This window comes from Acinetobacter sp. WCHAc060006, assembly GCF_004209135.1.
Lineage (GTDB): Bacteria > Pseudomonadota > Gammaproteobacteria > Pseudomonadales > Moraxellaceae > Acinetobacter > Acinetobacter cumulans.
Window position 1 is genome coordinate 34,493 of the sequence record NZ_SGSS01000009.1, and the last position, 22,487, is coordinate 56,979.

25 protein-coding genes are annotated in these 22,487 nt (G+C 41.8%); 13 read left to right on the forward strand and 12 right to left on the reverse strand.

What is annotated here, in order from left to right:
* Nucleotides 1-99 precede the first annotated feature (99 nt).
* The 5 genes from asd (at nucleotide 100) to truA (ending at nucleotide 6,030) form a co-directional block, all read left to right on the forward strand.
* Nucleotides 100-1,218 (forward strand): aspartate-semialdehyde dehydrogenase, encoded by a 1,119-nt coding sequence (asd, locus tag EXE29_RS07175; RefSeq protein WP_120364368.1) that lies wholly within the window; start codon nucleotides 100-102, stop codon nucleotides 1,216-1,218.
* Between the two features lie 150 nt (nucleotides 1,219-1,368).
* Nucleotides 1,369-2,886: a FimV/HubP-related protein gene (locus EXE29_RS07180; protein WP_120364367.1), complete on the forward strand. Its 1,518-nt coding sequence runs from the start codon at nucleotides 1,369-1,371 to the stop codon at nucleotides 2,884-2,886.
* 70 nt (nucleotides 2,887-2,956) lie between these two features.
* Nucleotides 2,957-4,201, forward strand: coding sequence for a T4P machinery localization factor FimV (gene fimV, locus EXE29_RS07185; RefSeq protein WP_120364366.1), 1,245 nt, complete (start codon nucleotides 2,957-2,959; stop codon nucleotides 4,199-4,201).
* Nucleotides 4,202-4,249: 48 nt separating this feature from the next.
* Nucleotides 4,250-5,209 carry an asparaginase domain-containing protein gene (locus tag EXE29_RS07190; protein WP_171406260.1) on the forward strand — a complete coding sequence of 320 codons (960 nt, stop codon included), beginning with the start codon at nucleotides 4,250-4,252 and terminating at the stop codon, nucleotides 5,207-5,209.
* Nucleotides 5,210-5,232: 23 nt separating this feature from the next.
* Nucleotides 5,233-6,030 (forward strand): tRNA pseudouridine(38-40) synthase TruA, encoded by a 798-nt coding sequence (gene truA / locus EXE29_RS07195; RefSeq protein ID WP_120364365.1) that lies wholly within the window; start codon nucleotides 5,233-5,235, stop codon nucleotides 6,028-6,030.
* A 139-nt stretch (nucleotides 6,031-6,169) separates the two neighbouring features.
* Here truA and EXE29_RS07200 read toward each other — a convergent pair whose 3' ends face one another.
* Entirely contained in the window at nucleotides 6,170-7,177 is a 1,008-nt protein-coding gene (locus EXE29_RS07200; RefSeq protein WP_117006825.1) for an AraC family transcriptional regulator, read from the reverse strand.
* A 230-nt stretch (nucleotides 7,178-7,407) separates the two neighbouring features.
* Here EXE29_RS07200 and infA point away from each other — a divergent pair, with 230 nt between their 5' ends.
* Nucleotides 7,408-7,629 (forward strand): translation initiation factor IF-1, encoded by a 222-nt coding sequence (gene infA, locus EXE29_RS07205; RefSeq protein ID WP_001284370.1) that lies wholly within the window; start codon nucleotides 7,408-7,410, stop codon nucleotides 7,627-7,629.
* Between the two features lie 81 nt (nucleotides 7,630-7,710).
* Here the strand turns inward: infA and EXE29_RS07210 are convergent, their stop codons facing one another.
* Nucleotides 7,711-8,070 carry a lysozyme inhibitor LprI family protein gene (locus EXE29_RS07210; RefSeq protein WP_120364364.1) on the reverse strand — a complete coding sequence of 120 codons (360 nt, stop codon included), beginning with the start codon at nucleotides 8,068-8,070 and terminating at the stop codon, nucleotides 7,711-7,713.
* 242 nt (nucleotides 8,071-8,312) lie between these two features.
* Between EXE29_RS07210 and EXE29_RS07215 the strand changes: the two genes are divergently transcribed.
* Nucleotides 8,313-8,708 carry a hypothetical protein gene (locus tag EXE29_RS07215; RefSeq protein ID WP_117006827.1) on the forward strand — a complete coding sequence of 132 codons (396 nt, stop codon included), beginning with the start codon at nucleotides 8,313-8,315 and terminating at the stop codon, nucleotides 8,706-8,708.
* A gap of 83 nt (nucleotides 8,709-8,791) precedes the next feature.
* On the opposite strand, the gene leuB is transcribed toward EXE29_RS07215, so the two are convergent.
* The 4 genes from leuB to leuC all read right to left on the reverse strand — a co-directional run bounded on the left by leuB (nucleotide 8,792) and on the right by leuC (nucleotide 12,677).
* A complete protein-coding gene (gene leuB, locus EXE29_RS07220; RefSeq protein WP_120364379.1) occupies nucleotides 8,792-9,871 on the reverse strand; it encodes a 3-isopropylmalate dehydrogenase in 1,080 nt (359 codons plus the stop codon).
* Nucleotides 9,872-9,912: 41 nt separating this feature from the next.
* Nucleotides 9,913-10,473, reverse strand: a complete 561-nt coding sequence (locus EXE29_RS07225; protein WP_120364363.1) for a hypothetical protein — start codon at nucleotides 10,471-10,473, stop codon at nucleotides 9,913-9,915.
* 95 nt (nucleotides 10,474-10,568) lie between these two features.
* Entirely contained in the window at nucleotides 10,569-11,219 is a 651-nt protein-coding gene (leuD, locus tag EXE29_RS07230; RefSeq protein ID WP_120364362.1) for a 3-isopropylmalate dehydratase small subunit, read from the reverse strand.
* Nucleotides 11,220-11,243: 24 nt separating this feature from the next.
* The gene (gene leuC, locus EXE29_RS07235) at nucleotides 11,244-12,677 is read right to left on the reverse strand and encodes a 3-isopropylmalate dehydratase large subunit (RefSeq protein ID WP_106985380.1); all 1,434 of its coding nucleotides are present in this window, start codon (nucleotides 12,675-12,677) and stop codon (nucleotides 11,244-11,246) included.
* A 261-nt stretch (nucleotides 12,678-12,938) separates the two neighbouring features.
* Here leuC and EXE29_RS07240 point away from each other — a divergent pair, with 261 nt between their 5' ends.
* Entirely contained in the window at nucleotides 12,939-13,181 is a 243-nt protein-coding gene (locus EXE29_RS07240) for a DUF2061 domain-containing protein (protein ID WP_106985379.1), read from the forward strand.
* Nucleotides 13,182-13,871: 690 nt separating this feature from the next.
* Nucleotides 13,872-14,741, forward strand: coding sequence for a LysR family transcriptional regulator (locus EXE29_RS07245; RefSeq protein ID WP_106985378.1), 870 nt, complete (start codon nucleotides 13,872-13,874; stop codon nucleotides 14,739-14,741).
* A 95-nt stretch (nucleotides 14,742-14,836) separates the two neighbouring features.
* Here the strand turns inward: EXE29_RS07245 and EXE29_RS07250 are convergent, their stop codons facing one another.
* The 4 genes from EXE29_RS07250 to EXE29_RS07265 all read right to left on the reverse strand — a co-directional run bounded on the left by EXE29_RS07250 (nucleotide 14,837) and on the right by EXE29_RS07265 (nucleotide 17,193).
* Nucleotides 14,837-15,343 (reverse strand): DUF2628 domain-containing protein, encoded by a 507-nt coding sequence (locus tag EXE29_RS07250; protein ID WP_120364361.1) that lies wholly within the window; start codon nucleotides 15,341-15,343, stop codon nucleotides 14,837-14,839.
* A 165-nt stretch (nucleotides 15,344-15,508) separates the two neighbouring features.
* Nucleotides 15,509-15,745, reverse strand: a complete 237-nt coding sequence (locus EXE29_RS07255) for a DUF2789 family protein (RefSeq protein ID WP_106985376.1) — start codon at nucleotides 15,743-15,745, stop codon at nucleotides 15,509-15,511.
* A 160-nt stretch (nucleotides 15,746-15,905) separates the two neighbouring features.
* On the reverse strand, nucleotides 15,906-16,400 hold the full coding sequence (locus EXE29_RS07260) for a DUF2628 domain-containing protein (protein WP_106985375.1): 495 nt from the start codon (nucleotides 16,398-16,400) through the stop codon (nucleotides 15,906-15,908).
* Between the two features lie 142 nt (nucleotides 16,401-16,542).
* Nucleotides 16,543-17,193, reverse strand: a complete 651-nt coding sequence (locus tag EXE29_RS07265) for an HAD family hydrolase (protein WP_106985374.1) — start codon at nucleotides 17,191-17,193, stop codon at nucleotides 16,543-16,545.
* A 181-nt stretch (nucleotides 17,194-17,374) separates the two neighbouring features.
* On the opposite strand from EXE29_RS07265, the gene EXE29_RS07270 reads away from it, so the two are divergent.
* The 4 genes from EXE29_RS07270 to EXE29_RS07285 all read left to right on the forward strand — a co-directional run bounded on the left by EXE29_RS07270 (nucleotide 17,375) and on the right by EXE29_RS07285 (nucleotide 21,436).
* A complete protein-coding gene (locus EXE29_RS07270; RefSeq protein ID WP_106985373.1) occupies nucleotides 17,375-17,854 on the forward strand; it encodes an RNA pyrophosphohydrolase in 480 nt (159 codons plus the stop codon).
* Between the two features lie 75 nt (nucleotides 17,855-17,929).
* A complete protein-coding gene (ptsP, locus tag EXE29_RS07275; protein WP_120364360.1) occupies nucleotides 17,930-20,227 on the forward strand; it encodes a phosphoenolpyruvate--protein phosphotransferase in 2,298 nt (765 codons plus the stop codon).
* A gap of 36 nt (nucleotides 20,228-20,263) precedes the next feature.
* A complete protein-coding gene (locus EXE29_RS07280) occupies nucleotides 20,264-20,734 on the forward strand; it encodes a hypothetical protein (protein ID WP_120364359.1) in 471 nt (156 codons plus the stop codon).
* A 120-nt stretch (nucleotides 20,735-20,854) separates the two neighbouring features.
* Nucleotides 20,855-21,436 carry a DJ-1/PfpI family protein gene (locus EXE29_RS07285; RefSeq protein ID WP_106985370.1) on the forward strand — a complete coding sequence of 194 codons (582 nt, stop codon included), beginning with the start codon at nucleotides 20,855-20,857 and terminating at the stop codon, nucleotides 21,434-21,436.
* Nucleotides 21,437-21,459: 23 nt separating this feature from the next.
* On the opposite strand, the gene EXE29_RS07290 is transcribed toward EXE29_RS07285, so the two are convergent.
* Both EXE29_RS07290 and EXE29_RS07295 read right to left on the reverse strand, forming a co-directional pair.
* Entirely contained in the window at nucleotides 21,460-21,660 is a 201-nt protein-coding gene (locus EXE29_RS07290) for a DUF7230 family protein (RefSeq protein ID WP_117006865.1), read from the reverse strand.
* A gap of 93 nt (nucleotides 21,661-21,753) precedes the next feature.
* Nucleotides 21,754-22,407, reverse strand: coding sequence for a LysE family translocator (locus EXE29_RS07295; protein WP_120364358.1), 654 nt, complete (start codon nucleotides 22,405-22,407; stop codon nucleotides 21,754-21,756).
* Nucleotides 22,408-22,487: the final 80 nt, after the last annotated feature.

Here is a 22,487-nt window from a genome sequence, read left to right on the forward strand (position 1 = left end):
AATATAATTGCTGTTTTGATTATGCAGCTATTGCAGTTGAGCACCCTTTTGGTACACTCAAACCCCTTTTAATTTTTTAACGCACCGAGGCAAAGTGACATGAAAGTAGGTCTGGTCGGTTGGCGCGGGATGGTTGGTTCTGTCCTTATGCAACGTATGGTTGAAGAGAATGATTTTGCTCATTTTGAGCCGTTCTACTTCTCTACCAGTAATGCAGGTGGTGAAGCCCCTGTATTTGGCGGTAAGACCGCCCCAGCACTTATGGATGCAACAGACATTAATAGTCTGAAGCAAATGGATGTCATTATTACTTGCCAAGGTGGCGACTATACGACTGACGTTTTCCCTAAGCTAAAAGCTGAAAACTGGGCAGGCTATTGGATTGATGCCGCATCTACCCTTCGTATGGATGATGAAGCAATTATCGTACTTGATCCAGTAAACTTAAACGTCATTAAAGACGGCTTAGTGAACGGTACAAAAACATTTGTGGGCGGTAACTGTACCGTTTCATTAATGCTTATGGGTTTAGGCGGTCTATTCCAAAATAATCTTGTGGAATGGGCAACGTCAATGACTTATCAAGCCGCTTCTGGTGCTGGCGCGCAAAATATGCGTGAGCTGATCACTGGTATGGGCTACTTGTATAACAATACTAAAGATTTGTTAGATGACCCACGTTCACCAATTTTAGACATCGACTCTAAAATTGCACAATTACAACGTGGCGAAGGGTTCCCATCTGCAAACTTTGGTGTGCCTTTAGCAGGTTCATTAATTCCTTATATCGACAAGCAACTTGAAAGCGGTCAATCGAAGGAAGAATGGAAAGGTCAAGTTGAAACCAACAAGATCTTAGGCAATCAACAAATTGTTCCTATTGATGGTCACTGTGTTCGTATTGGCGCAATGCGTTGTCACTCTCAAGCATTAACCTTGAAATTGAAAAAAGACGTACCGCTTGATGAAGTTGAAGACATATTACGTAACGCCAACCCATGGGCGAAAGTTGTACCAAATACACGTGAAGCTTCAATGACTGATCTAACACCTGTAGCTGTAACAGGTACATTGTCTGTTCCTGTTGGTCGTTTACGTAAGCTCAATATGGGTAAAGAATATCTAGGTGCATTCACTGTTGGTGACCAATTACTTTGGGGTGCTGCTGAGCCTTTACGTCGTATGCTTCGCATCTTAATCGATTATAAAAATGCTTAATCAACATTGTTGTTTTTAAGCTGAAAAAGCCGGTCACATTTGATCGGCTTTTTTTCTGTACTAATCTTGTTAATGTTTTACAATTCTTAAACATCCCGTTAATCTATTCACTTTAAACACCGCGCAATTTGAATTGAGCTAAAAATTAAGATGACTGTCTATAACAAATTAAAAATCGCCATTTTAGCTATACTTGCATCACAGCCTTTGCATGCCATTACGATTGATCCGATTCAAATTCAATCTGCGCCTGGGGAGCTGTTATATGCCGAAATCAACTTTCGTCAATCCGATTCAAATCAGCCTTTGCAAGCCAGCCTAGCCAATGCTGAAGACTTAATGCGTATGGGTGTAGGCCATCAACCTCCAGGCCATTTAAACTTTTTTACTCGTCGAGACAGCGCTGGCAACGGTGTCATTACCATTACTTCGTCACGCCCAATGACCGATGCAGAACTCAACATTGTGGTTAAAGTGACCGAAGGCAATGCCATTCGCCTGCAACACATTAAAACACCATTAAAACGCAGTGCGGGACAAAATCCCTCTCTCGCCAATCTCAGTCGAAATGAACGACCACTGGCCCCTTTGATCATTCGTAATGAAAATGAAATTGGTCTGAATTTACCCGTCAGTACGGCCTATACAGCAAAAACACCCAATTCAATCCAGAAAAATGAAGCACCACTAAGCATTAGCCGCGCTACACCACCAAGTTTAAATAACAGCAGTACACCAACTTTAGCTTCAGTTACACCAGTGGCTCAAGCTTATGCAGTTCCTGCGCCCATGGTCAAAGCGGTAGCCCCAGTCACACCAATTTCCCCAGTACAAAAACAGACTGTTGCATCTGCACAAGCACCTACACCTGCGCAAACTGTAACCAAACCTAGCAATACGGCTGAACAACCAGCAACAAGCGTAGCAGCAAAGCCAGCAACAAGCATGGCAGCAAAGCCAGCAATGGGTCAGGTGTCTCAAGATCCATTGGTTAAGCAGTTTGCTGAAGCCAAAGCCGAGCAAAAAACCGCTCCAGCTACACCAGCACCAGCACCAGCACCAGCACCAGCAAATGTAGCACCCGTGAGCAAAAGCCCAGTATCTGCGCAAACACCGCCACCAGCCAAAGCAGAATATGTGGTGCAATCAAATGAAACCCTTTGGGGTATTGCATCGCGTTTAGCGACTGCGCAAAACCGTCCAATTGACGAAGTGATGAAGCAAATTAAAGCCAGCAATGAACATGCCTTTATTCAGGGTGACTCTAACCGCTTACGCCGTGGTGTAGCGCTAAATTTAAACAGCACTGCACCAAGTAAAGAACAACCGAAAGTCAATGCAGCAGCGCTAGCAAAAATTCCATCTGCACAATCAGGTAAAGCTAAATATCGCCTGAATCAAGCTGAAATGAGCCTGATTTCAGAAAATGAGCGCGATTCTGCTCATACAAGCGCCAACAAAAACACAGAAAAAAACCAAACTTCGGACAAGTTGTCATTAAAAATTATGACATCGCGTGAAAAAACCGTTAAATTACAGAGAAACGTAACGCAATTAGAATTGGCGCTAAATCAGAAGGATCAAAGAATTCAATTATTAAATACTCGCTTAGCACAGCTGGAAGAAAAACTGAAAGCACAACGCGCTGCGAAGAAGCCAATACACTAAAAATTGCAACATGAAGATTTTAAATGGATGAGTTCACTGAACCAAAGCTCTATCCACAAGGGGTTAAAATATGCTGATTTATGTGATTCCATTAGTGATTGTCGTGATTGCTTTGGTATTTTTAAAAAAACGTCAAAGTGCACAAGAATCAGATAAAGCGAATGCACAAAAGGCTAAGGCAAAAAAAGCAAGTTCATCCGCTAAAATTGCCCCAAATCGTACACAAGCTGTAGAAGCGGCAGTAAAACCGACAACGACGGCTTTAAACGATGACACGCGTAAAAAAATTCAAAGTTTAATTGATGAACGTAATTTCTTTTCAGCTGAAGCACAAATTAATCAGGCACTGAAAAAAGATAATACCCAACACGAACTTTATTTGTACTTGCTCGACATTCATATTTTACAAAAAGATGAATTTGCAATTAGTCAATTAATTAGTCATGTTCGCTCACTTGAACTTGATGACATCATTGCACAAGCCGAAGCAAAACAAGCAAACTTCGACAAAGCACAAAATAAAACTGTAGATACTATTGCCTTTACAAGCCCTACAGAACCAGCAAGTGCTGCAAAACCACAAGCACAAAATACTGCTGATTTTGATGCTTTAATGGGTAGCCCTTCAACTGCACCTGAGCCAAAAAAAGAAGCGACTCCAGCGCCAGTTGTGGCTACACCCGCTGTAGAAGAAATCAAACCTTTAGACTTCAACTTGTCATTTGATTCTGTAGCAGCTAAACCTGCTGAAGTGGTTGCTGAAAAACCTCAAGAAGCACAAACGCTTGACTTTGCAGCACCAGAAGTTGCACCTGTAGCGAAAGTTGCTGAAGCAGCACCAGCAGCTGAAATCAAACCACTCGATTTCTCTTTAGACTTTGCACCGCAAACAAGCCCTGAAGTTGCACAGCCAGAACCGACGGCTGAACCAGCACCTTTAGACTTTTCGTTTACGACAGAAGAACCTGCTACAGAAGCACCAAAAGCAGAACCACTCAGCTTTGATTTAAGCTCAATTGGTGCTCAGCCAGAAGTAGAGCTTGCACCTACTGCACCAGCATCTACAGGCGTGAGCTTCGACATCAGTCAAGTGAGCACACCTGCATCAAGTACAGATCAAAATGATCCATTGGTACAATCATTTCCAGAACTTTTGGACAGCAATGAAATTACGCTCAATCTAGAATTAGCAGCTCAATACATCCAATTAGGTGCATTTGATGCCGCGCGTGAAATTTTAGAAGAAAAAGAAAGCGAATACACTGCTGAACAAATTGAGCAAGTCAAACTGTTACGCAATCAAATCGCTTCTTAATAGAAATCGATTTAAACTAAAGCAGTCTCCATGACTGCTTTTTTTATGATGAAAAAAATAGCCTTAATCTATATGGGTGGTACTTTTGGTTGTGTCGGTGAACCGCTCAGCCCAATGCCTGCAGCGGAATTTATTCCCCAACTACAACATGTTCTGCCCTTACATGTACATATCGATTGTTTTGTTGCACCAGTCATCCGTGATAGCAGTGCATGTACCGCACCTGATTGGCTGTTACTGATCCAACAGATTCAAAGCTTACAGTTACAGCATTATCAGCATTTCGTGATTATTCATGGTACAGACACCCTCAGCTATGCGAGTGCAGTCTTGGCACGATTTATTGCCCAATCTGCACATGTTATTTTGACAGGTAGCCAATATCCTTTACTGAACGTACATGGAACGGATACGCGCGAATTTACCGATGCAATTTCTAATCTAAATTTTGCTTTAGATCAGGTCTTACAAGTTGAAACTGGGGTTTATTTAGCATTTCATCACAAGCTCATTCATGCTTCCACAGCCCTTAAAACACATACTACAGAGCTCGATGCCTTTAGTGGACAACTCAGCGGACTAGCTGTCAATACCGTACCCACAGATGCACTGATTGTACAGACAGCCCATATTGAAAAAGCTCGTGCATTCAATTGCATTAGTTTAATGCTACAACCCGTTGGCGTCGCACAGCTGGAATACAACTTAAAAGCACTGTCTGCTCAGCCCCCTCATGTGTTGATTCTGCAAGGTTTTGGTACAGGAAATATTGCCGTCAATGATCAAGTCGTGGCGCAAATAAAGTACATCCAACAACAAGGCTGTGCTGTCATTCTGACCACCCAAGTTCCATTTGGAGCAATCGATCAACGCTATGCAGTCAGCCAGTGGGTGCAAGATGCCCAGATTCTTGTCAGCAATTGTGCCGGCCATGCAGATCTATATGCAAAAGTCTTACAAATGTATTTACAATACGACGCCATAGAACAATGGCATGCCCATTGGTAACATTGATATAGACTGAGGTGAGTATGCAGCGTTTTGCAGTGGGAATTGAGTTTAATGGTTCACAATATCGTGGCTGGCAAACTCAACAGGCAGGTGTGATTAGCCTCCAAGAAACCATTGAAAAAGTACTCAGCACAGTCGCAAATGAGCCAATCGCACTGCATGGTGCAGGACGTACGGATGCGGGTGTACATGCCACCAATATGGTTGCCCATTTTGATACCCATGCAATACGTAGCATTCATGGCTGGATTCGTGGCTGTAACAGCCAACTCCCCAAAGACATTTCAATTCAATGGGTACAAGAAATGGACATGGACTTCCATGCCCGATTTAAAGCACAAGCACGCCGCTATCGCTATGTCGTCTATAACCATCCTGTACGTCCTGCTTTACTACATAAGCAAGTCACCCACATACATGCACCACTAGATGTTGCCAGCATGATCCTGGCTGCCAGCAAGTTTGAAGGCACGCATAATTTTGAAAGTTTTCGTGCTGCTGCCTGCCAATCAAATCAGCCAGTTCGTACCGTCAGTCACTGTCGTTTAATTCAACATGGATGCTATTTGGTCTTAGACATTCAAGCGGATGGCTTCTTACATCACATGGTCCGTAACATTATGGGCTGTTTGTTAGAAGTGGGCCAAGGCATGTATAGCATCGATCATATCGATACAATTTTTGCTGCCGAAGATCGTTCAGCGGCAGGCGTGACTGCTCCGCCCGACGGTTTGTATTTCATTCATGCAGATTATCCTGAGCAGTTTCAGCTTCCTACAGCGCCACTTGGCCCGCATTGGCTAAACATGCCTGAATAATATGTACTTTTTACTGGTTCTGCCCTTAAAAGAAGTAAAAAATGCTGTCCAAAAATCCATTCGCACGAGTTTATTGAGTGGGTGCACCATATAAAAAATCCCTCCATTCAGGAGGGATTTCATGCGTTGTTTTTAAGATTTAACGTTGCTTACGCTTACGATATTCCACTGGGGTTTCGTTAGTCCAACGCTTAAATGCGCGGTAAAAGGTACTTGGCTCCGAAAAGCCGGTTAAGTACACAATTCGCTCAACACTTTCATTGGTATTGGCCAAGAGTTTTTTCGCTAAACGACAACGGTAATCCGACAAAATCTGCTGAAAGCTAGTATTGGCCTCTGAAAGCTGGGTACGTAAACGACGTGGCGTAATATTTAGCTGTGCAGCCACGGTTTCTAAGGTTGTTTCACCGCTTTCTAAGGTTGAACCAATAGCACGACGTACCTCACCCACCAAATCATAGCGCGCAAGTTCTTGCAGTTTTTCGATCGCAAGTTGTTCATGTAACTGTAAAAGCTCAGGTTCAGCTTGCCACAGTTGATAATCTAAAATAGCAGGGTCAAAATATAATCGTGTTTCTTTTTGCCCTAAGCTCACTGGGCATTCATAAACACGGAAATATTCATCATCCGGCGCGCCCTGACTAAAATTAAAGTCGATATAAATGGGCTGGAAACGCCCTTCAGTAATAAACTTAAAAAAGCGCAATACACCCGACATCGCACATTCAGAAAAATGACGATTAACGATATTTTCTGCCCAAGGCTGATGACCATTGGTTAAATAGCAACGATCATCCTCTATGACCAGTTTGGCATGAAAAGCATCACTAATTAAGCGCTGATAGGCCAATGCACGCTTGAGACCTTCACCAAAATTTTCTGATGAAATAAACAGGTGCTCAATCACCTGCCCGCGGTACAAAGGAAGGTGTTCACCCAGATGTAAACCAATATCTGGATCTTTGCTGACTTCTTCAGCTGCCACCCAAAACGCGTACTGCGCACTTAAAGGTGTACGATCATTGGCTTCAACCTGCTTCAGTGCAACACCAGCTTTGGTTAAAATATCTTCCGTCGGCAAACCCGCACGACGAATCGCTTGGTAGCCCAACCGCAATACTACGGATGCATCAGTTAGCTGACCCACTCAAGAACCTTCCTTGTATGTACTTCATTTATACTCAAATGCTTAATTTTAGATTAACTGTGATTGACCAAACTGACAACTATTCTACAAACATTTTTGTTGAAAAAGTTTAACCGCACTGTTCGCTTATTTTACTTGCATCTGATTATTCTGACGGCCGTTTCATCTTGTTTTATGCAAAAAAATTGACTATAATTTGCGCCTTGCTAATTTATTCATTCAGGTAGGCTATGGCCAATAAAGAGGAACTCATCGAGTTCGAAGGCGTTGTCACCGAGACGCTTCCTAATACTATGTTCCGTGTACGTTTAGAAAACGGTCATGAAGTGATTGCTCACATCTCTGGTAAAATGCGTAAACACTATATTCGTATTTTGACTGGCGACAGTGTTAAAGTAGAAATGACACCTTATGATTTGACTAAGGGTCGTATCACTTATCGTGCACGCTAAGTTTTAGCGAAGCAGAAAAAGCCACATTATCATGTGGCTTTTTTTATGCAATCGATAGAATAACCCGTATATCAAGCAGACTTAGCTCAAAGCACTGCTTTTACAGCCAATGGTCTTGCATTCACGTAAGCGCTCTAACAACCAATGATTACGCTCCTGTGTGGTTTCTAGACGGCAATTCACATTGACGCCTGTATCCGTCGTACAGTTTGCATCACGCTCACGAATCCATTGCAGTTGAGAACGCTTTAGCGTAGTTTTTTGCTTGTCTGATAACTTAGCCCGCAAAGCCTGATAATTCTTATTTAATTCAGCATCAGCACTGGCATAGACTTTATTGGTGCAATAGATATCATCGTAGGTATTACGCGCACTGTCGCAATTGTCTGCATTGGCATAGCTGGTCAAAAGCAATGCGCCAAGCAATAAGATCTTTTTCATTTTATTCATCCAAAATCATTGTTTTTATCTTATGGGATTCACCTACACGCCATTTTTAAATCGCTTGTAAGATGCCTATTCATTTTAAAACATGCCTACAATATGGCGTAAGAAAAAAATTGTATCTTCATTCCACTTCAAGCATCGTAGCTCATTCAAGTTAACCGTTTATCAAATCACTACATAGTTATTGTGTTCAACTCCATACACTGGTTTGCAATTAGTCAGCATGAGATATGCTTATGAATTTTAAAATGACCTTAGGCCAATGTGCGCTTGCCTCTGTGCTTTTTGGCTGTGCCAGCACCCCTGTGATGAATGCGACTGAGCGAGAAAAATACTTAGCACAATTTGTGGGTCAAAGTAGCAGCTATATTCAAAGCCATTTAGACTTAGCCAAACTTGGCTATCAAAATGCCACTGCCCCATTCGTACAGCAAAATACATTAAGTTATACCGTGATTCGGCCGATTAGCATTCCTATTCCAATGGCACAGAATCCTGCCTTAGGTGCAGGTGCCGGGACTGCAGTGCCTATTCCAACACAAAGCTATGATGCAAGTCTTCAATGCGAAATTCGTTTTCAACTGCAAAACCAAATTGCGACTGCGGTACAACTCAGCGGACGTACCTGTTAATGGGTATTAAACGCCCTACTCCCCCCAATGATGTCCATAAAAAAACCGAGTCTCTAGACTCGGTTTTTTAAGATCAATAGAACTTAGTTCAATGCAGCTACAACTGCTTGACCCATTTCTACTGTACCCACTTTATTCATGCCTTCAGACATGATATCTGCTGTACGTAAGCCTTGATCCAATACCGAGCCTACTGCATCTTCAATGGCTTTTGCTGCAGCTTCTTCACGGAATGTATAACGAAGTAACATAGCTACAGACAAAATAGTTGCCAATGGGTTTGCAAGGTTTTGACCAGCGATGTCTGGTGCAGAACCGTGGCAAGGCTCGTACATACCTTTGCCGTTTTCATCCAAAGATGCAGATGGCAACATGCCGATAGAACCCGTTAACATCGCAGCCTCATCAGACAAGATGTCACCGAATAAGTTAGAGGTTACAATCACGTCAAATTGTTTTGGTGCACGTACCAATTGCATTGCTGCATTGTCTACATACATGTGTGACAAGTTAATTTCTGGATACTGCTCTTCTTTCAATGCAGTCACTGTTTGTTTCCAAAGTTCAGTCACTTCAAGTACGTTGGCTTTATCTACAGAACATACTTTACCACCACGTAAGCCAGCCAATTCAAAGGCTACATTTGCAATGCGCTTGATTTCAGACTCTGCATATACATCAGTGTTGAAACCTTGCTTCTCACCATTTTCTAATTCACGGATACCGCGTGGCTGACCAAAGTAGATACCACCAGTTAATTCGCGAACAATTAGAATGTCCAAGCCAGCTACGATTTCAGGCTTCAGGCTTGAAGCATCCGCCAATTGCGGATACAAGATCGCTGGGCGCAAGTTTGCAAAAAGGTTAAGTTCGCTACGTAGTTTTAATAAACCGCGCTCAGGACGAATTGAACGTTCAATCGTATCCCATTTAGGACCACCTACCGCACCAAGCAGTAAAGCATCTGCTTTTTTGGCTTGTTCAGATGTCACTTCTGGGTAAGGTGAACCATGCGCATCAATTGCCGCACCACCTAATAGACCTTCTTCCCAAGTCAAACCTAAATTGAATTTTTCATTCACTCGGGTAAGCACTTGTTCTGCAGCTTTTACAATTTCAGGACCAATGCCGTCACCCGGTAAAATCAAGATATGTTTTGACATGAGTTTTTCCATTTTATGTGCCAATTATACGTGGCAATTGATTACAATTTTTTCTCTACAAACTCACCAAGCCCCGTCAGGACATTGTAGGGTTTGCAAAAACGTCGAATAGTTTTCTGTTCCATTTTCAAATCTACACACAAAGGATCTGGCGCGGAGGCCTCTAACAAGCTCGCTTTGTGTTTGGTTCGATCACGGTACATCGTTAAGGTATAATTCGCTTTGGGTTTAAACGCATGAATCACGTGTAAACGCTCAGCTTTATCAGGCGATATCGGGTAAAACCGAACAACTACTTCATGCTGAACAGGAGTCACTGAAAGATAAACCGCATTCGGCTCTTTCAACGATTTTCCCTGTATACGCACAATACCCGCCTTGATTGCTTCACGCTCAAGTTCATTATGCTCTTTCATAATGAAGGTCTGATCTAAACGCTCAAACTGACAGCTTTCTGTACCTGCACAATAAATATGTGCATTATTTTGCGTACTTGCAGATTCTTTTATATTTTGAACCTGTATTACCTGAACGCTTTGGCAAGCGCTCAACGATCCAATTATCGTGAGCCCTACTGCCATGTGTGTGAGTAACTTTTCCATGTCTGAACCCAGTATAAATCTGACATTTGTATATTGTTATGCCTAGATATTAGCAAGAGTTCAGCATGGTGACTATGCATTCGTCACTTCAATTGTTAAGCTTTTACGTCTGCAAATACCCAAGGGCGTGATGCTTTGGTTTTAGCTTCATAAGCTTTGATATCATCAGCAGCTTGTAAAGTTAAACCAATATCATCCAAGCCATTCAATAAGCAATGCTTACGGAACGGATCAACTTCAAATTTAAAGCTTTCGCCATTTGGCGTACGTACTTCTTGCGCTTCTAAATCAATCGTTAACTGATAGCCTTCCGATGCAGCACATTCTTTAAATAACTGATCGACAATCTCTTCAGACAAGATCACTGGCAACATGCCATTTTTAAAGCTGTTGTTAAAGAAAATATCTGCATAGCTTGGTGCAATCACCGTACGGAAACCATACTCTTCCAATGCCCAAGGCGCATGCTCACGGCTTGAACCACAGCCGAAGTTCGCACGTGAAATCAAAATTGAAGCACCTTGATAACGCGGTTTGTTCAATTCGAAATCTGGGTTAATCGGTCGTTTTGAAATGTCTTGACCTAAATAACCTTCGTCTAAATAGCGCAATTCATCAAATAAGTTTGCACCAAAGCCAGTACGCTTAATCGATTTTAAAAACTGTTTTGGAATGATTAAATCTGTATCGACATTGGCACGGTCTAAGGGTGCAACGATACCTTGTTCAACGGTATATTTTTTCATGCTGTTTGCTCCTATTAGCCCAAATTAAAACGAACGTACGTCAACAAAGTGACCCGCGATTGCAGCAGCAGCTGCCATTGCTGGGCTCACCAAGTGGGTACGACCGCCATTACCTTGACGACCTTCAAAATTACGGTTTGAGGTTGATGCACAATGTTCGCCTGGCTGCAATTTATCTGCATTCATTGCCAAGCACATTGAACAGCCTGGTTCACGCCATTCAAAGCCAGCTTCGATTAAGATTTTGTCCAAGCCTTCAGCTTCCGCTTGCGCTTTTACCAAACCTGAACCCGGAACAACCATCGCTTGTTTGATTGTGCCTGCAACTTTTTTGCCTTTGGCAACTTCAGCTGCTGCACGAATATCTTCAATACGTGAATTCGTACAAGAACCAATAAATACACGGTCTAATTGGATATCAGCCAATGCCTGACCTGCATTTAAACCCATATAGCTATAAGCACGTGTCCAGTCATTACGCTGCACGTCATCTTTAGCCTGATCTAAAGTTGGAACAGCTTGAGATACAGGAATCACCATCTCAGGAGAAGTTCCCCAAGATACTTGCGGCTCAATCTCTTCACCTTGCAATACAACCACTGTATCGAAGTGTGCGCCTTCATCAGATACCAAAGTATTCCAATATTCTACTGCTGCATCCCACTGCTCGCCTTTCGGTGCATAAGGACGGTCTTTTACATACTCAATGGTTTTTTCATCGACAGCGACCATACCAACACGCGCACCGCCTTCGATTGCCATGTTACATACAGTCATGCGGCCTTCAATCGACATATCACGGAAAACTTGACCGCCAAATTCAATTGCGTGACCTGTACCGCCCGCAGTACCAATTTTACCAATGATGGCTAAAACCACATCTTTTGGTGTTACGCCTTGACCTAATTTACCGTCAACACGTACCAACATGTTTTTCATTTTCTTTTGAACCAAGCATTGGGTTGCCAATACATGTTCAACTTCCGATGTGCCAATACCGTGCGCCAAGCATCCAAATGCACCATGTGTCGCAGTATGCGAGTCACCGCAAACAACCGTCATGCCCGGTAAAGTCAAACCTTGCTCAGGGCCAACCACATGAGCAATACCTTGACGTACGTCATTGATGTCAAACTGCGCAACATTAAAAGTTTTACAGTTGTCATCCAAAGTTTGTACTTGGATACGTGAAGTATCATCTTCGATACCCGCAATACCTTCAGCACGTTCCTTAGTAGAAGTCGGTACGTTGTGGTCAGGTGTCGCAACGTTCGCGCTTAAACGCCAAGGCTGACGACCTGCAAGCTGTAAGCCTTCAAATGCTTGCGGCGATGTTACTTCGTGCAATAAATGACGGTCGATATACAGTAATGAAGAGCCATCATCTCGTTGTTTTACTAGATGGTCATCCCATAATTTGTCATACAATGTTTTTGCTTTTTGGGTTTCGCCTGCCATGTCGATTTGCTCCACTGGACTGGGTAAATTCTTTCATTAACATTGATTATAACCACGTGTTCACATAAATCTAATTTATCATTTTTATTAGTTTGCAAACTTTTTGGAATTGTTTTGTTTGCTAATTTCACGCTTAAAATCGCTCAAAAATAAATCTAATTTTCCGATCAAAAAATATCAAAAAATCACTTTTACAAAGTAAATGAGAATAAGTATTATTTACATATACCAAGCGAACACACTTTTTAAAGGAACATCATCATGGCGAATATTCAGCAATTTGTAGAAAACAATCAACGTATGTTTAAAAAGACCTTAAGCTATTACATCATGCACATTACGGTTGCCATGATTGTCGGTTATGTCGTGACAGGTAGCTTATGGATGGCCATTACTTTAAGTTTAGTTGAACCTACAGTTCAAGCAGTTGCATATTTCTTCCATGAGCGTATTTGGGATAAAAAATCCGCTGTTGACAATCAGGAAGCGAGCGCCCAAGTCTAGTGTGATTGCAAATCACTTTGCTTGATGTTGTTCACGACCACCTACGGGTGGTTTTTCTATTGAAAACGATTTAAATCGACTACTGCGAATTTGTTTTCGAAACAATATTTTGTATCAAACCAATTTAGTGCTTTTGCTAAACCTAAGATAAGACTAAGAGTAAATATCTTAAATCTTCTTCTACTTGATACACAAAGGTCCGATATTTTTTAAACCACGAATCCAGTCATCCAATGCCATCTATTTACGTCCGCATATCCTGCTAGCGTTTGACTTTTGACATGTAAATTTGGGTTAAAATATAACAAGTGATTTTTTCTTAAAGCAATGCATGTAGCATTCCCTATAGATGCTTCATTTGACAACTAAATTATTTGTTCATCACCACAACTGATGTTCTCAATGTTCAGCAATGCTTCAACAATTTTCCCTGAATAGGGATTGGGTGGTGTTTGGTCGGAACTTTCTGTACATAATCACGTCGAATTGACCATGTCACTACACCTTGCTGGAGCCTCTGTATTTTCGTGATTTATCCACCGATCACCCTAAAATGATTATTCATTGATTTCATTTCTATTTTTGCCAATTGGATAAGTTTATAGCAAACAATTACACATTTCCTTTGATTTATTCTAATTTTTTCTAAATAATAAAAATAAGCATAAATTTTCTTTATGGGTGATTAATATGAATCTTGCTGCATTCGAAGCCTTTGTCAAAGTCATGGAAACAGGCTCTATTTCTTTGGCTGCAGATCAACTGTTTATTACCCAGCCTGCGGTGACCAAGCGAATTCATAGCTTAGAAGAATATTTTGGTGTAAAGCTGTTTGAATCGGCTGGTCGTGGTGTACAAGCAACGCATGCCGCACATTCACTGTTACCTAAAGTTAAAAACTGGCTCAATGAATTGGGAGATATTCACCATACATTAAGCCATGAACAAGGCCAGATTCAGGGCAAGCTCAAAATTGGTACCAGTCATCATATTGGCTTACATCATTTACCTAACCATTTACGTAATTATGTACAAGCCTACCCAGATGTGACTTTAGATGTGCATTTTGTCGATTCAGAACAAGCACATGAAAAAGTACTGGCAGGTGATTTAGAACTGGCCTTTTTAACCTTACCTCCACAAGGTGATGAGCGTCTAAAATATGTCAATATTTGGCAAGACCCATTGGTGTTTGTGGCTGCGCCATTTCATCCTCTTGCACAGCAAAGCCATTTAACCCTTGAAGATTTAATCCAATATCCAAGCTTGCTTCCTGCTGCGCAAACTTATACCACCCAAATCACATTGGCTGAGTTTGAAAAGCAAGGGATTAAACCTAAAATCACCATGAGTAATAATCCCTTAGAATCTATTCGGATGTTGGCATCGATTGGTTTAGGTTGGTCTGTACTTCCAAAAACCATGATTAACCAAGACTTAAAGCAACTCGATATTGATTTGGTCATGCACCGCCAATTGGGCATGGTCTGGCATCCTGGCCGTACACAATCTAAAGCCGCTGAAGCTTTGGTGTCGCTCATGAAGCAACACTTGGCTTAAGCCCGCATATTGCATCAATTATATGACCCACAGAATTGTGCATTAAAAAACGGCCTAGGCCGTTTTTTAATGTTTGTTTGAATAAATCATTGGCTTTATGCAAAATGTGCAATAAAGACAGCAACAAAGATAAAAGCCAACAACACCCAAGCAAGACCTAAATTGGTACCACCCGCTTGCTCAAGTGCCTGATTTAAATCACTGGCTGATAACTGACGACGTACTTTGGCAATTTTTTGTTCGGCAAATTTTTTATACAGACTGTTTCCGACTAAACCTAAGCTCACCGACACCGCTATTCCAACGCCTTTGGCTTCAAATTTAAACATATTTTCGAGTATGCTTAACGTCACTAATAACGCGACGACCAGCGTACCATAGCCATACATTTTGCGATAAAACAACCAAATCACACCAAAGACAAATGCGCCCCAATTGATTCCCGCAACATGTTTCGTTGCAGTTAATTGCGAAAATGCCTTTTGATAATAATGCTGATATTTTTCTTCACCTACGAAACATTGCATGAGTTGTTCATCGTGATAACGCAATGCCGTTCTATGGCTTAAGGAAGGGGGTAAAACACTGGCTTCTTCATTCATCTCATTGTCCTTATTCTTATATTTTAGTTATCGCATTTGCTATACAACACACATCAAATCATCAATGTGATGTAAAAATTATTCAAAAGAAAAAGCCTCTGTACAAGTAAAACCCGACAGAGGCAAATACAAATTTTAGGGACTTTACCAATACCAACTGAGTACTTAAACTGAATCCTCATGTAAAGACTCATTTAACTGATCGACAATGATGGCCCACTCACCATCTGAGGCTATTTTTTCGGCCAAAAATTGACGTTGCCCCTCATTCCAATAATCAGCCTGTGTAATTTTAGTGTGCGCATTGAGTTGATGGGTCGCAATAAACAAAGCTATCGCTTGTTCGCTTGAATCTAAGCCCAACTGTTCAAATAAGTGGGTCATTCTTGGTCGTACACTCATCTTGTTCTCCTTATTTTACCCAATCAAAATATCAATTATGCTGTCATTAAGGATATAACATGGAACGTCCAAGCACTCAATTTAAACTGCGCTTATTGTCACCCACTGATTGAGAATACATACATATTCAATACGCCATGTGCTTCAGTCATTTAGCATATCAATACTGTAAAAAAGGTGTCGTTAGCATGTAGCCCACAACCATTTGTATACCTAACCATAAAATCGGTTGGCTCCACGATGTGCCCCCAGACTCTGCAAAAACTTGCGGACTGTACTTTGGCTGATGTTGATAGTCATGGACTTTTTCTTGTGCAAAACGCGCATATAAATCTGACCCGATAAAGCCATAAACCACATGTGGCAATACAGAAATACCCAACAAAATTGGCCACGGAAGCCCAATAACAGCCCCAAGCATGCCGAGAAAAAACAATATCGACAGCAATAAAAAAAACTGTGCGTACATTTTGCGGTAAAGCAACCAATAGGCCCCAAACAACAAACCGCCCCAATTAAAACGTGTAGGATTTTGCAATGCTTGTACATACGCACTTGCGCGAGGGCCAACAAACATTTTAAACAATGTGGCTGTAGAAACAGAACTTGCACTCGATGTATGGGCTTCAGACTGATGCGTCAATTTAAAAGTCACTCTTGATCATTGGATAATGTGCCCATGTAGGCAAAACCACTTCAAGCAAAGCAATGTATTGAAGGCACTGCTTTACTTAAATGACGGTTTTCGATGTCGTGTGATGTGTATTCAACACCACTTTAAAAAAGCATGAGGGTCTTTAAATTGACCAATCTTGAATTTCCCAACCCTGCTCTTTCGCCAAAGCTTCAAGGCGGTCATCAGGATTTACCGCAATTGCATGATCTGCATATTCCAATAAAAAACGGTCGTTAATTGAATCTGAATATGCCCAAGACTCTGTCACATCACGCCCTTGTAGCCATTGATCTAAGCGCGCCAACTTGCCTTGTTGATAACATGGAATATTAGTCACTTTACCAGTGTATTTTCCGTCTTTCACTTCTGCATTGGTGGCAATTACCTCTTGAATGCCAAATTCATGAAAAATAGGCGCAGTAATAAAATCAGATGTCGCTGTAATGCCCACCAGTTGGTGACCCATTTCTTGATGTTTTTGAATGGCTTTAAAACCCTCAGGGCGCATTTGAGGACGAATCACTTTTTGCATAAATAACTGATGTAATTCTGTTAAATAGGCATTGTCATGCTGTGTTAAAAATTCAAATACAAATTCGTTATAGGCAATCGGATCAAGCTGACCTTTTTTATAATCTTCATAAAATTTGTCATTCATCGCGCGATGATGAATTGGATCTACCAAGCCCTCATTCACCAAAAACTCCCCCCAAGAATGGTCAGAATCTGTATTTAATAAGGTGTGATCAAGATCAAAGAGCGCCAATTTCATGAAAATACTCGTAAAAGCTGAAATTTAAGAAAAAAATTGTAAATCTATCTCCGCTAGTCGATAGAAATTCGTTAAGATCATAGCAATTTTAACATTTTTACACTTTGCTTTTTTCGAGCTGGATTAAAAATTCATGATCCCGAAGGCAAAGATATAAATTACACAATATTTAGGTAGCCAAATGATCGACTCAGAAGGTTTCCGACCGAATGTCGGGATCATTTTGGCAAACGATTTTGGACAGGTTTTATGGGCAAAGCGCATTGGTCACAATGCTTGGCAATTTCCGCAAGGAGGTATTCAGCATGGTGAAACCCCTGAAGAGGCACTCTTTCGTGAACTCCGCGAAGAAGTAGGCTTATTGCCCGAACACGTCGAAATTATTGCGCAGACTAAAGGGTGGCTGCGCTACCGTTTGCCAAACCGTTATATACGCATGGACTCAGATCCAGTATGTATTGGTCAAAAACAGAAATGGTTTTTGCTGAAGCTGACGGCTTCTGTCAAAAACATTCAACTGGATTTGTCTGATCCACCTGAATTTGATCAATGGCAGTGGGTAAGTTATTGGTATCCACTGGGACAAGTGGTCAATTTTAAGCGCGATGTATACCGCAAAGCGATGGTGGAACTATGCAATCAGTTGCCCCAAAAAATATAAAAAATCGCAACACATTGCAGATTTTTCAGAGAACTATTGATATAAATTAAATGTCATAACAAAGGAGCAGGCCCGATGTCGAATATGCAACTGGATACCCTCAGACGCATCGTCCAAGAGATTAATGCGTCAACCAGTTTGCATGAATCTTTAGATATTATGGTCAAGCAGGTTGCTGAAGCCATGCATGTCGATGTCTGCTCTATTTATTTGCTTGATGAGCGCAATCATCGTTATCTGCTTATGGCCTCTAAGGGTCTTAATCCTGACTCAGTTGGCCATGTTTCACTCGACACCAATGAGGGTTTGGTTGGGCTGGTGGGTCAGCGTGAAGAAATTGTCAACTTAGACAATGCGCCAAAGCACGAGCGCTTTTTATACCTTCCAGAAACTGGCGAAGAAATCTATAACTCATTCTTAGGCGTACCTGTCATGTACCGCCGAAAAGTAATGGGTGTACTGGTGGTTCAAAATAAAGAATCTCAGGACTTTTCTGAAGCAGCTGAATCTTTCCTCGTGACGCTCTGTGCACAGCTCTCTGGCGTCATTGCGCATGCACATGCTGTGGGCAATATTGACGTATTCCGCAAACCGAGCAACTTGCCTGCCTACAAAACTTTCCAAGGGATTTCGGGTTCTGGCGGTATTGCACTTGGTCGCGCAGTCATTCTATATCCACCTGCGGATTTAGCTTCTGTGCCTGACCGCGAAGCTGATGACATCAGTGAAGAACTCGAACTCCTCGATCATGCTATTGATTCGGTGCGTCAGGAAATTCAGTCTCTAGATGACAAAATGCAAGACGCGCTGATGGCCGAAGAGCGTGCGCTATTTAGCGTGTTCCTGCGCATGTTGGATGAAAATGCCCTCCCCACAGAAATTAAAGATGAAATCCGTGACGGGAACTGGGCGCAAGGTGCAGTACGTAATGTGATTGATAAGCACATTGCACTGTTTGCGCAAATGGAGGATGACTACTTACGTGAACGGGTCTCTGATTTAAAAGATTTGGGCCGACGCATTTTGGCTTTTTTACAAGAAGCCGATGCCAGTCACCGTGAAATTACCGATGAAAGCATTTTAATTGGTGATGAAATTTCGACCGCCGCTTTAGTGGAATTACCTGTCGATAAGATTGCAGCCATTGTCACCACCGAAGGCGCAATGAACTCACACATGGTCATTGTGGCACGTGCATTAGGTATTCCGACTGTGGTCGGCGTGACTGAATTACCCATCAATACGCTCGATGATGTTGAGATGATTGTGGATGCGCATCAGGGCCGTGTCTTTATTAATCCACCACGTCGCCTGCGTACACGTTATAAAGAAATTCAAAAAGAAGAAGAACAGATCGCCAAAGATCTCAAGCAGTATGAAACCAAAGATGCGATTACCCCTGATGGTGTAGCGGTACGTTTATTTGTGAATACTGGTCTGATGATTGACGTGGTACGCGGTGTACAGCGTGGTGCTAAAGGTGTAGGGCTTTATCGCTCTGAAATTCCGTTTATGCTCCGTGACCGCTTCCCTGGCGAAGAAGAACAGCGCACCATTTACCGTCAGCAATTGAGTCACTTTGCCAATAAACCTGTGGTGATGCGTACCCTCGATATTGGTGCAGACAAAGATTTACCTTATTTCTCCATTGAAGAAGAAAACTCAGCATTGGGCTGGCGCGGTATTCGCTTTACCCTCGATCACCCTGAGATTTTCTCTTCACAAATTCGCGCCATGCTCAAAGCCAGTATTGGCCTGAATAACTTGCACATTTTACTGCCTATGGTGACCAGTGTCAGTGAAGTTGAAGAAGCACTCTATTTACTAGACCGTGACTGGCAAGCTGTTCAAGAAGAAGAACAGGTGAAAATCACCAAACCGAAAATCGGTATTATGGTGGAAGTACCAAGTGTGCTGTTACAAATTGAAGAATTTGCACATTTGGTTGACTTTTTCTCGGTGGGTTCCAACGACTTAACTCAATATTTATTGGCGGTAGACCGAAATAACCCACGCGTAGCCAATGTCTATTCGCACTTACACCCTGCCGTATTAAAAGCCCTCACCCGCTTGGTGCAAGAGTGCCATAAATACGATAAACCTGTGAGTATTTGCGGTGAAATGGCTGGCGATCCTATTTCGGCCGTATTATTGATGGCAATGGGCTTTAATACCCTGTCGATGAGTTCAAGTAATATTTTGCGGGTGCGTAAAGCCATTTGCCATGTGCCAATGACCGATGCACAAGCGTTACTTGAGCATGTATTAAAAATGAACAATCCACTGATGGTGAAAAGTTGGATGGAATATTATTTTAGAACGCATGGCCTAGGTGACATGGTCAAAGCCTCTACACGTATTGTGAGCCCTTAATTCACGGGCTCAGCTTATTTTTCATGGCAGGTGCCTATGGATTTTATTCTGTTTTTAGTTTTTGCAGGTGTGGTGTTTTATTTTAACCAAATCAAACCACGCCAAAATCAGCGCGCGAACACGGAGCTCGAGGAACGTGCACCCCAACAGGTGCTACGCCAAAAACCGATCAAAACAGAAACATCATCACCAAGCCCTACCACATACTCGCGTCAGACGATTGAACGCCCACGCATGCCTCCTTTACACGGCATTGAAATATCAGCAACCCAATGCCGACGCCTAGGTAAGGATGATCCTTCAGTGATTGCAGCCCAGTTAAATAAAGCGTACTCGACTGGCACAGGCCATCCCCCTTCTTTCTTTGATCAGCTTAAACAGCAGTTAGAAAAAGTGGCTCAATCTGCCCAAGAGCATAGTCACTCAACATCCCCGACAGCGCCAACCTTAAGCAAACAACTCCATAAAATCTTTGATGATTTATTTTCCGAGCAACGCCCACGCTAAATTCAGCGTATATAACCTTATAGACTCAGAACTAAACGCAGTTACTGCTTGCAATACCAGCAAATAAAACGCTATAAAATCAATACTATTCAATCATTCACACACAACTGAAGTGACACTATGAATGTCGGTATCTTGTTATTTAATGAAGTAGAAGTCTTAGATTTTGCAGGCCCTTTTGAAGTCTTTTCAATTTGTAGCAATGCAGAGCAAAAAAAATTATTTAATGTATTTACTGTATCTGAGCACGCTCAAATTAGTGCTCGCAATGGATTGCAAATCACCAGCCATTACACCTTAGACACTGCCCCGCATATTGATATTCTTGTGATTCCAGGTGGACTTGGGGCCGAAACTGTCGAAATGTATAACGTGCCACTCAGACAATGGCTACTGCAGCGTCATGCACAGGCTCAACTGACTTTTTCGATTTGTACAGGTGCATTTATTTTGGCAGAAGCTGGTTTGCTAAATGGTTTAAAAGCCACAACACACTGGATGGACATTGCACGTCTCACGCAAGATTATCCGCACATTGAAGTACTCAGCGATGTGAAATATGTTGATGAAGGCAAAATCATTACTGCTGCGGGGATTTCTTCGGGGATCAATGCATCGCTTTATATTGTGGCCAAATTGCATGGCTTAGAGATTGCGAAGCAAACAGCGAAACGTATGGAATATGATGCAGCATTTGTTTAATGCAGATATTCAAGCGGAAGAATTCAGCAGAGTGATAATTTAGAAAATACACTGAAATAAAAAGGGAGATAATCATTCGAATATCCCCCTTTTTTGTGCTTTGCATAGCCACGTTTGGCATTTTTCTTTCGATCTACAAAAGTTTGGCTTTTGTTAAAATCGTTCATGTGTTTTGCCACAAAGTTGCGAACTTCAACTTCGGGCAGGACTTTTTTCTTTGCCATTTGCATTCACCTTTTTGCCTATGTAGCACCCTCGTGCTGTAGTGCATATATTGGGCAATTTTTGGCAAATTTCAAGCCTTATTTTGAATACCTTTAAAACAAGCCTGCATAGACTGGCGCCATTACATTCAGCTCTTTATACAGCAGACTGACCGCCAAAAAGCCCATTACACAGGCCAAGCTGCGCACCAGCATTTTCTGTACATGTAGCGGTTTGAGCACTTTCTTTAAACTGAGCGAACAGAAAATATAAAGCCCGCCAATGAATGCCAAAGTCAGCAAAGTCACAGACATCAGCATCGGGCTTTTTGCCTGCAAAGACACCGAGCCAAAAATCGCAGGTACCAAGGCCAAATAAAAAGAAATGGTTTTCGGATTACTCAAGGTAATCAGCAAACCGTCTTTATAGGCCGAAAAGGTTTTACCCAGATTCATTTCATTTGAGCTTGCCAATAAATCGCCTTTAAAAGTCCAAAACTGGTAAGCCAAATACAGCAAATAACAGCTTGAAAAAATAATTAAATAAAATGAAAAATTCGGGCTGAGCTGATTGATATAACTTAATAAAAAAATCGAAGCAGACAAGTAAATCATATCTGCGGTCATCAGGCCTAATAACATGATCACGCCTGCATAATAGCCTTGTGACAGGGTTTTAAACATGAGACCTGTCATACCCGGCCCTGGCAATAAAGCAGCCAAAAACAAAGTAAAAATATAAGTCGAAAGCTGTGTGAAATGTTCCATTTTGCAAAGGTATGATGAGCAATGAATGGCACTATTTTTGAATAATTTTATGGGTAAAACTGATCTATTTATTTTATAAA

Bases quoted from the DNA above. Each gene is read 5' to 3' on its own strand.
- asd (WP_120364368.1), top strand. From the start codon at position 100: ATGAAAGTAGGTCTGGTCGGTTGGCGCGGGATGGTTGGTTCTGTCCTT.
- EXE29_RS07180 (WP_120364367.1), top strand. From the start codon at position 1,369: ATGACTGTCTATAACAAATTAAAAATCGCCATTTTAGCTATACTTGCA.
- fimV (WP_120364366.1), top strand. From the start codon at position 2,957: ATGCTGATTTATGTGATTCCATTAGTGATTGTCGTGATTGCTTTGGTA.
- EXE29_RS07190 (WP_171406260.1), top strand. From the start codon at position 4,250: ATGAAAAAAATAGCCTTAATCTATATGGGTGGTACTTTTGGTTGTGTC.
- truA (WP_120364365.1), top strand. From the start codon at position 5,233: ATGCAGCGTTTTGCAGTGGGAATTGAGTTTAATGGTTCACAATATCGT.
- infA (WP_001284370.1), top strand. From the start codon at position 7,408: ATGGCCAATAAAGAGGAACTCATCGAGTTCGAAGGCGTTGTCACCGAG.
- EXE29_RS07210 (WP_120364364.1), bottom strand. From the start codon at position 8,070: ATGAAAAAGATCTTATTGCTTGGCGCATTGCTTTTGACCAGCTATGCC.
- EXE29_RS07215 (WP_117006827.1), top strand. From the start codon at position 8,313: ATGAATTTTAAAATGACCTTAGGCCAATGTGCGCTTGCCTCTGTGCTT.
- leuB (WP_120364379.1), bottom strand. From the start codon at position 9,871: ATGTCAAAACATATCTTGATTTTACCGGGTGACGGCATTGGTCCTGAA.
- EXE29_RS07225 (WP_120364363.1), bottom strand. From the start codon at position 10,473: ATGGAAAAGTTACTCACACACATGGCAGTAGGGCTCACGATAATTGGA.
- leuD (WP_120364362.1), bottom strand. From the start codon at position 11,219: ATGAAAAAATATACCGTTGAACAAGGTATCGTTGCACCCTTAGACCGT.
- leuC (WP_106985380.1), bottom strand. From the start codon at position 12,677: ATGGCAGGCGAAACCCAAAAAGCAAAAACATTGTATGACAAATTATGG.
- EXE29_RS07240 (WP_106985379.1), top strand. From the start codon at position 12,939: ATGGCGAATATTCAGCAATTTGTAGAAAACAATCAACGTATGTTTAAA.
- EXE29_RS07245 (WP_106985378.1), top strand. From the start codon at position 13,872: ATGAATCTTGCTGCATTCGAAGCCTTTGTCAAAGTCATGGAAACAGGC.
- EXE29_RS07250 (WP_120364361.1), bottom strand. From the start codon at position 15,343: ATGAATGAAGAAGCCAGTGTTTTACCCCCTTCCTTAAGCCATAGAACG.
- EXE29_RS07255 (WP_106985376.1), bottom strand. From the start codon at position 15,745: ATGAGTGTACGACCAAGAATGACCCACTTATTTGAACAGTTGGGCTTA.
- EXE29_RS07265 (WP_106985374.1), bottom strand. From the start codon at position 17,193: ATGAAATTGGCGCTCTTTGATCTTGATCACACCTTATTAAATACAGAT.
- EXE29_RS07270 (WP_106985373.1), top strand. From the start codon at position 17,375: ATGATCGACTCAGAAGGTTTCCGACCGAATGTCGGGATCATTTTGGCA.
- ptsP (WP_120364360.1), top strand. From the start codon at position 17,930: ATGTCGAATATGCAACTGGATACCCTCAGACGCATCGTCCAAGAGATT.
- EXE29_RS07280 (WP_120364359.1), top strand. From the start codon at position 20,264: ATGGATTTTATTCTGTTTTTAGTTTTTGCAGGTGTGGTGTTTTATTTT.
- EXE29_RS07285 (WP_106985370.1), top strand. From the start codon at position 20,855: ATGAATGTCGGTATCTTGTTATTTAATGAAGTAGAAGTCTTAGATTTT.
- EXE29_RS07290 (WP_117006865.1), bottom strand. From the start codon at position 21,660: ATGGCAAAGAAAAAAGTCCTGCCCGAAGTTGAAGTTCGCAACTTTGTG.
- EXE29_RS07295 (WP_120364358.1), bottom strand. From the start codon at position 22,407: ATGGAACATTTCACACAGCTTTCGACTTATATTTTTACTTTGTTTTTG.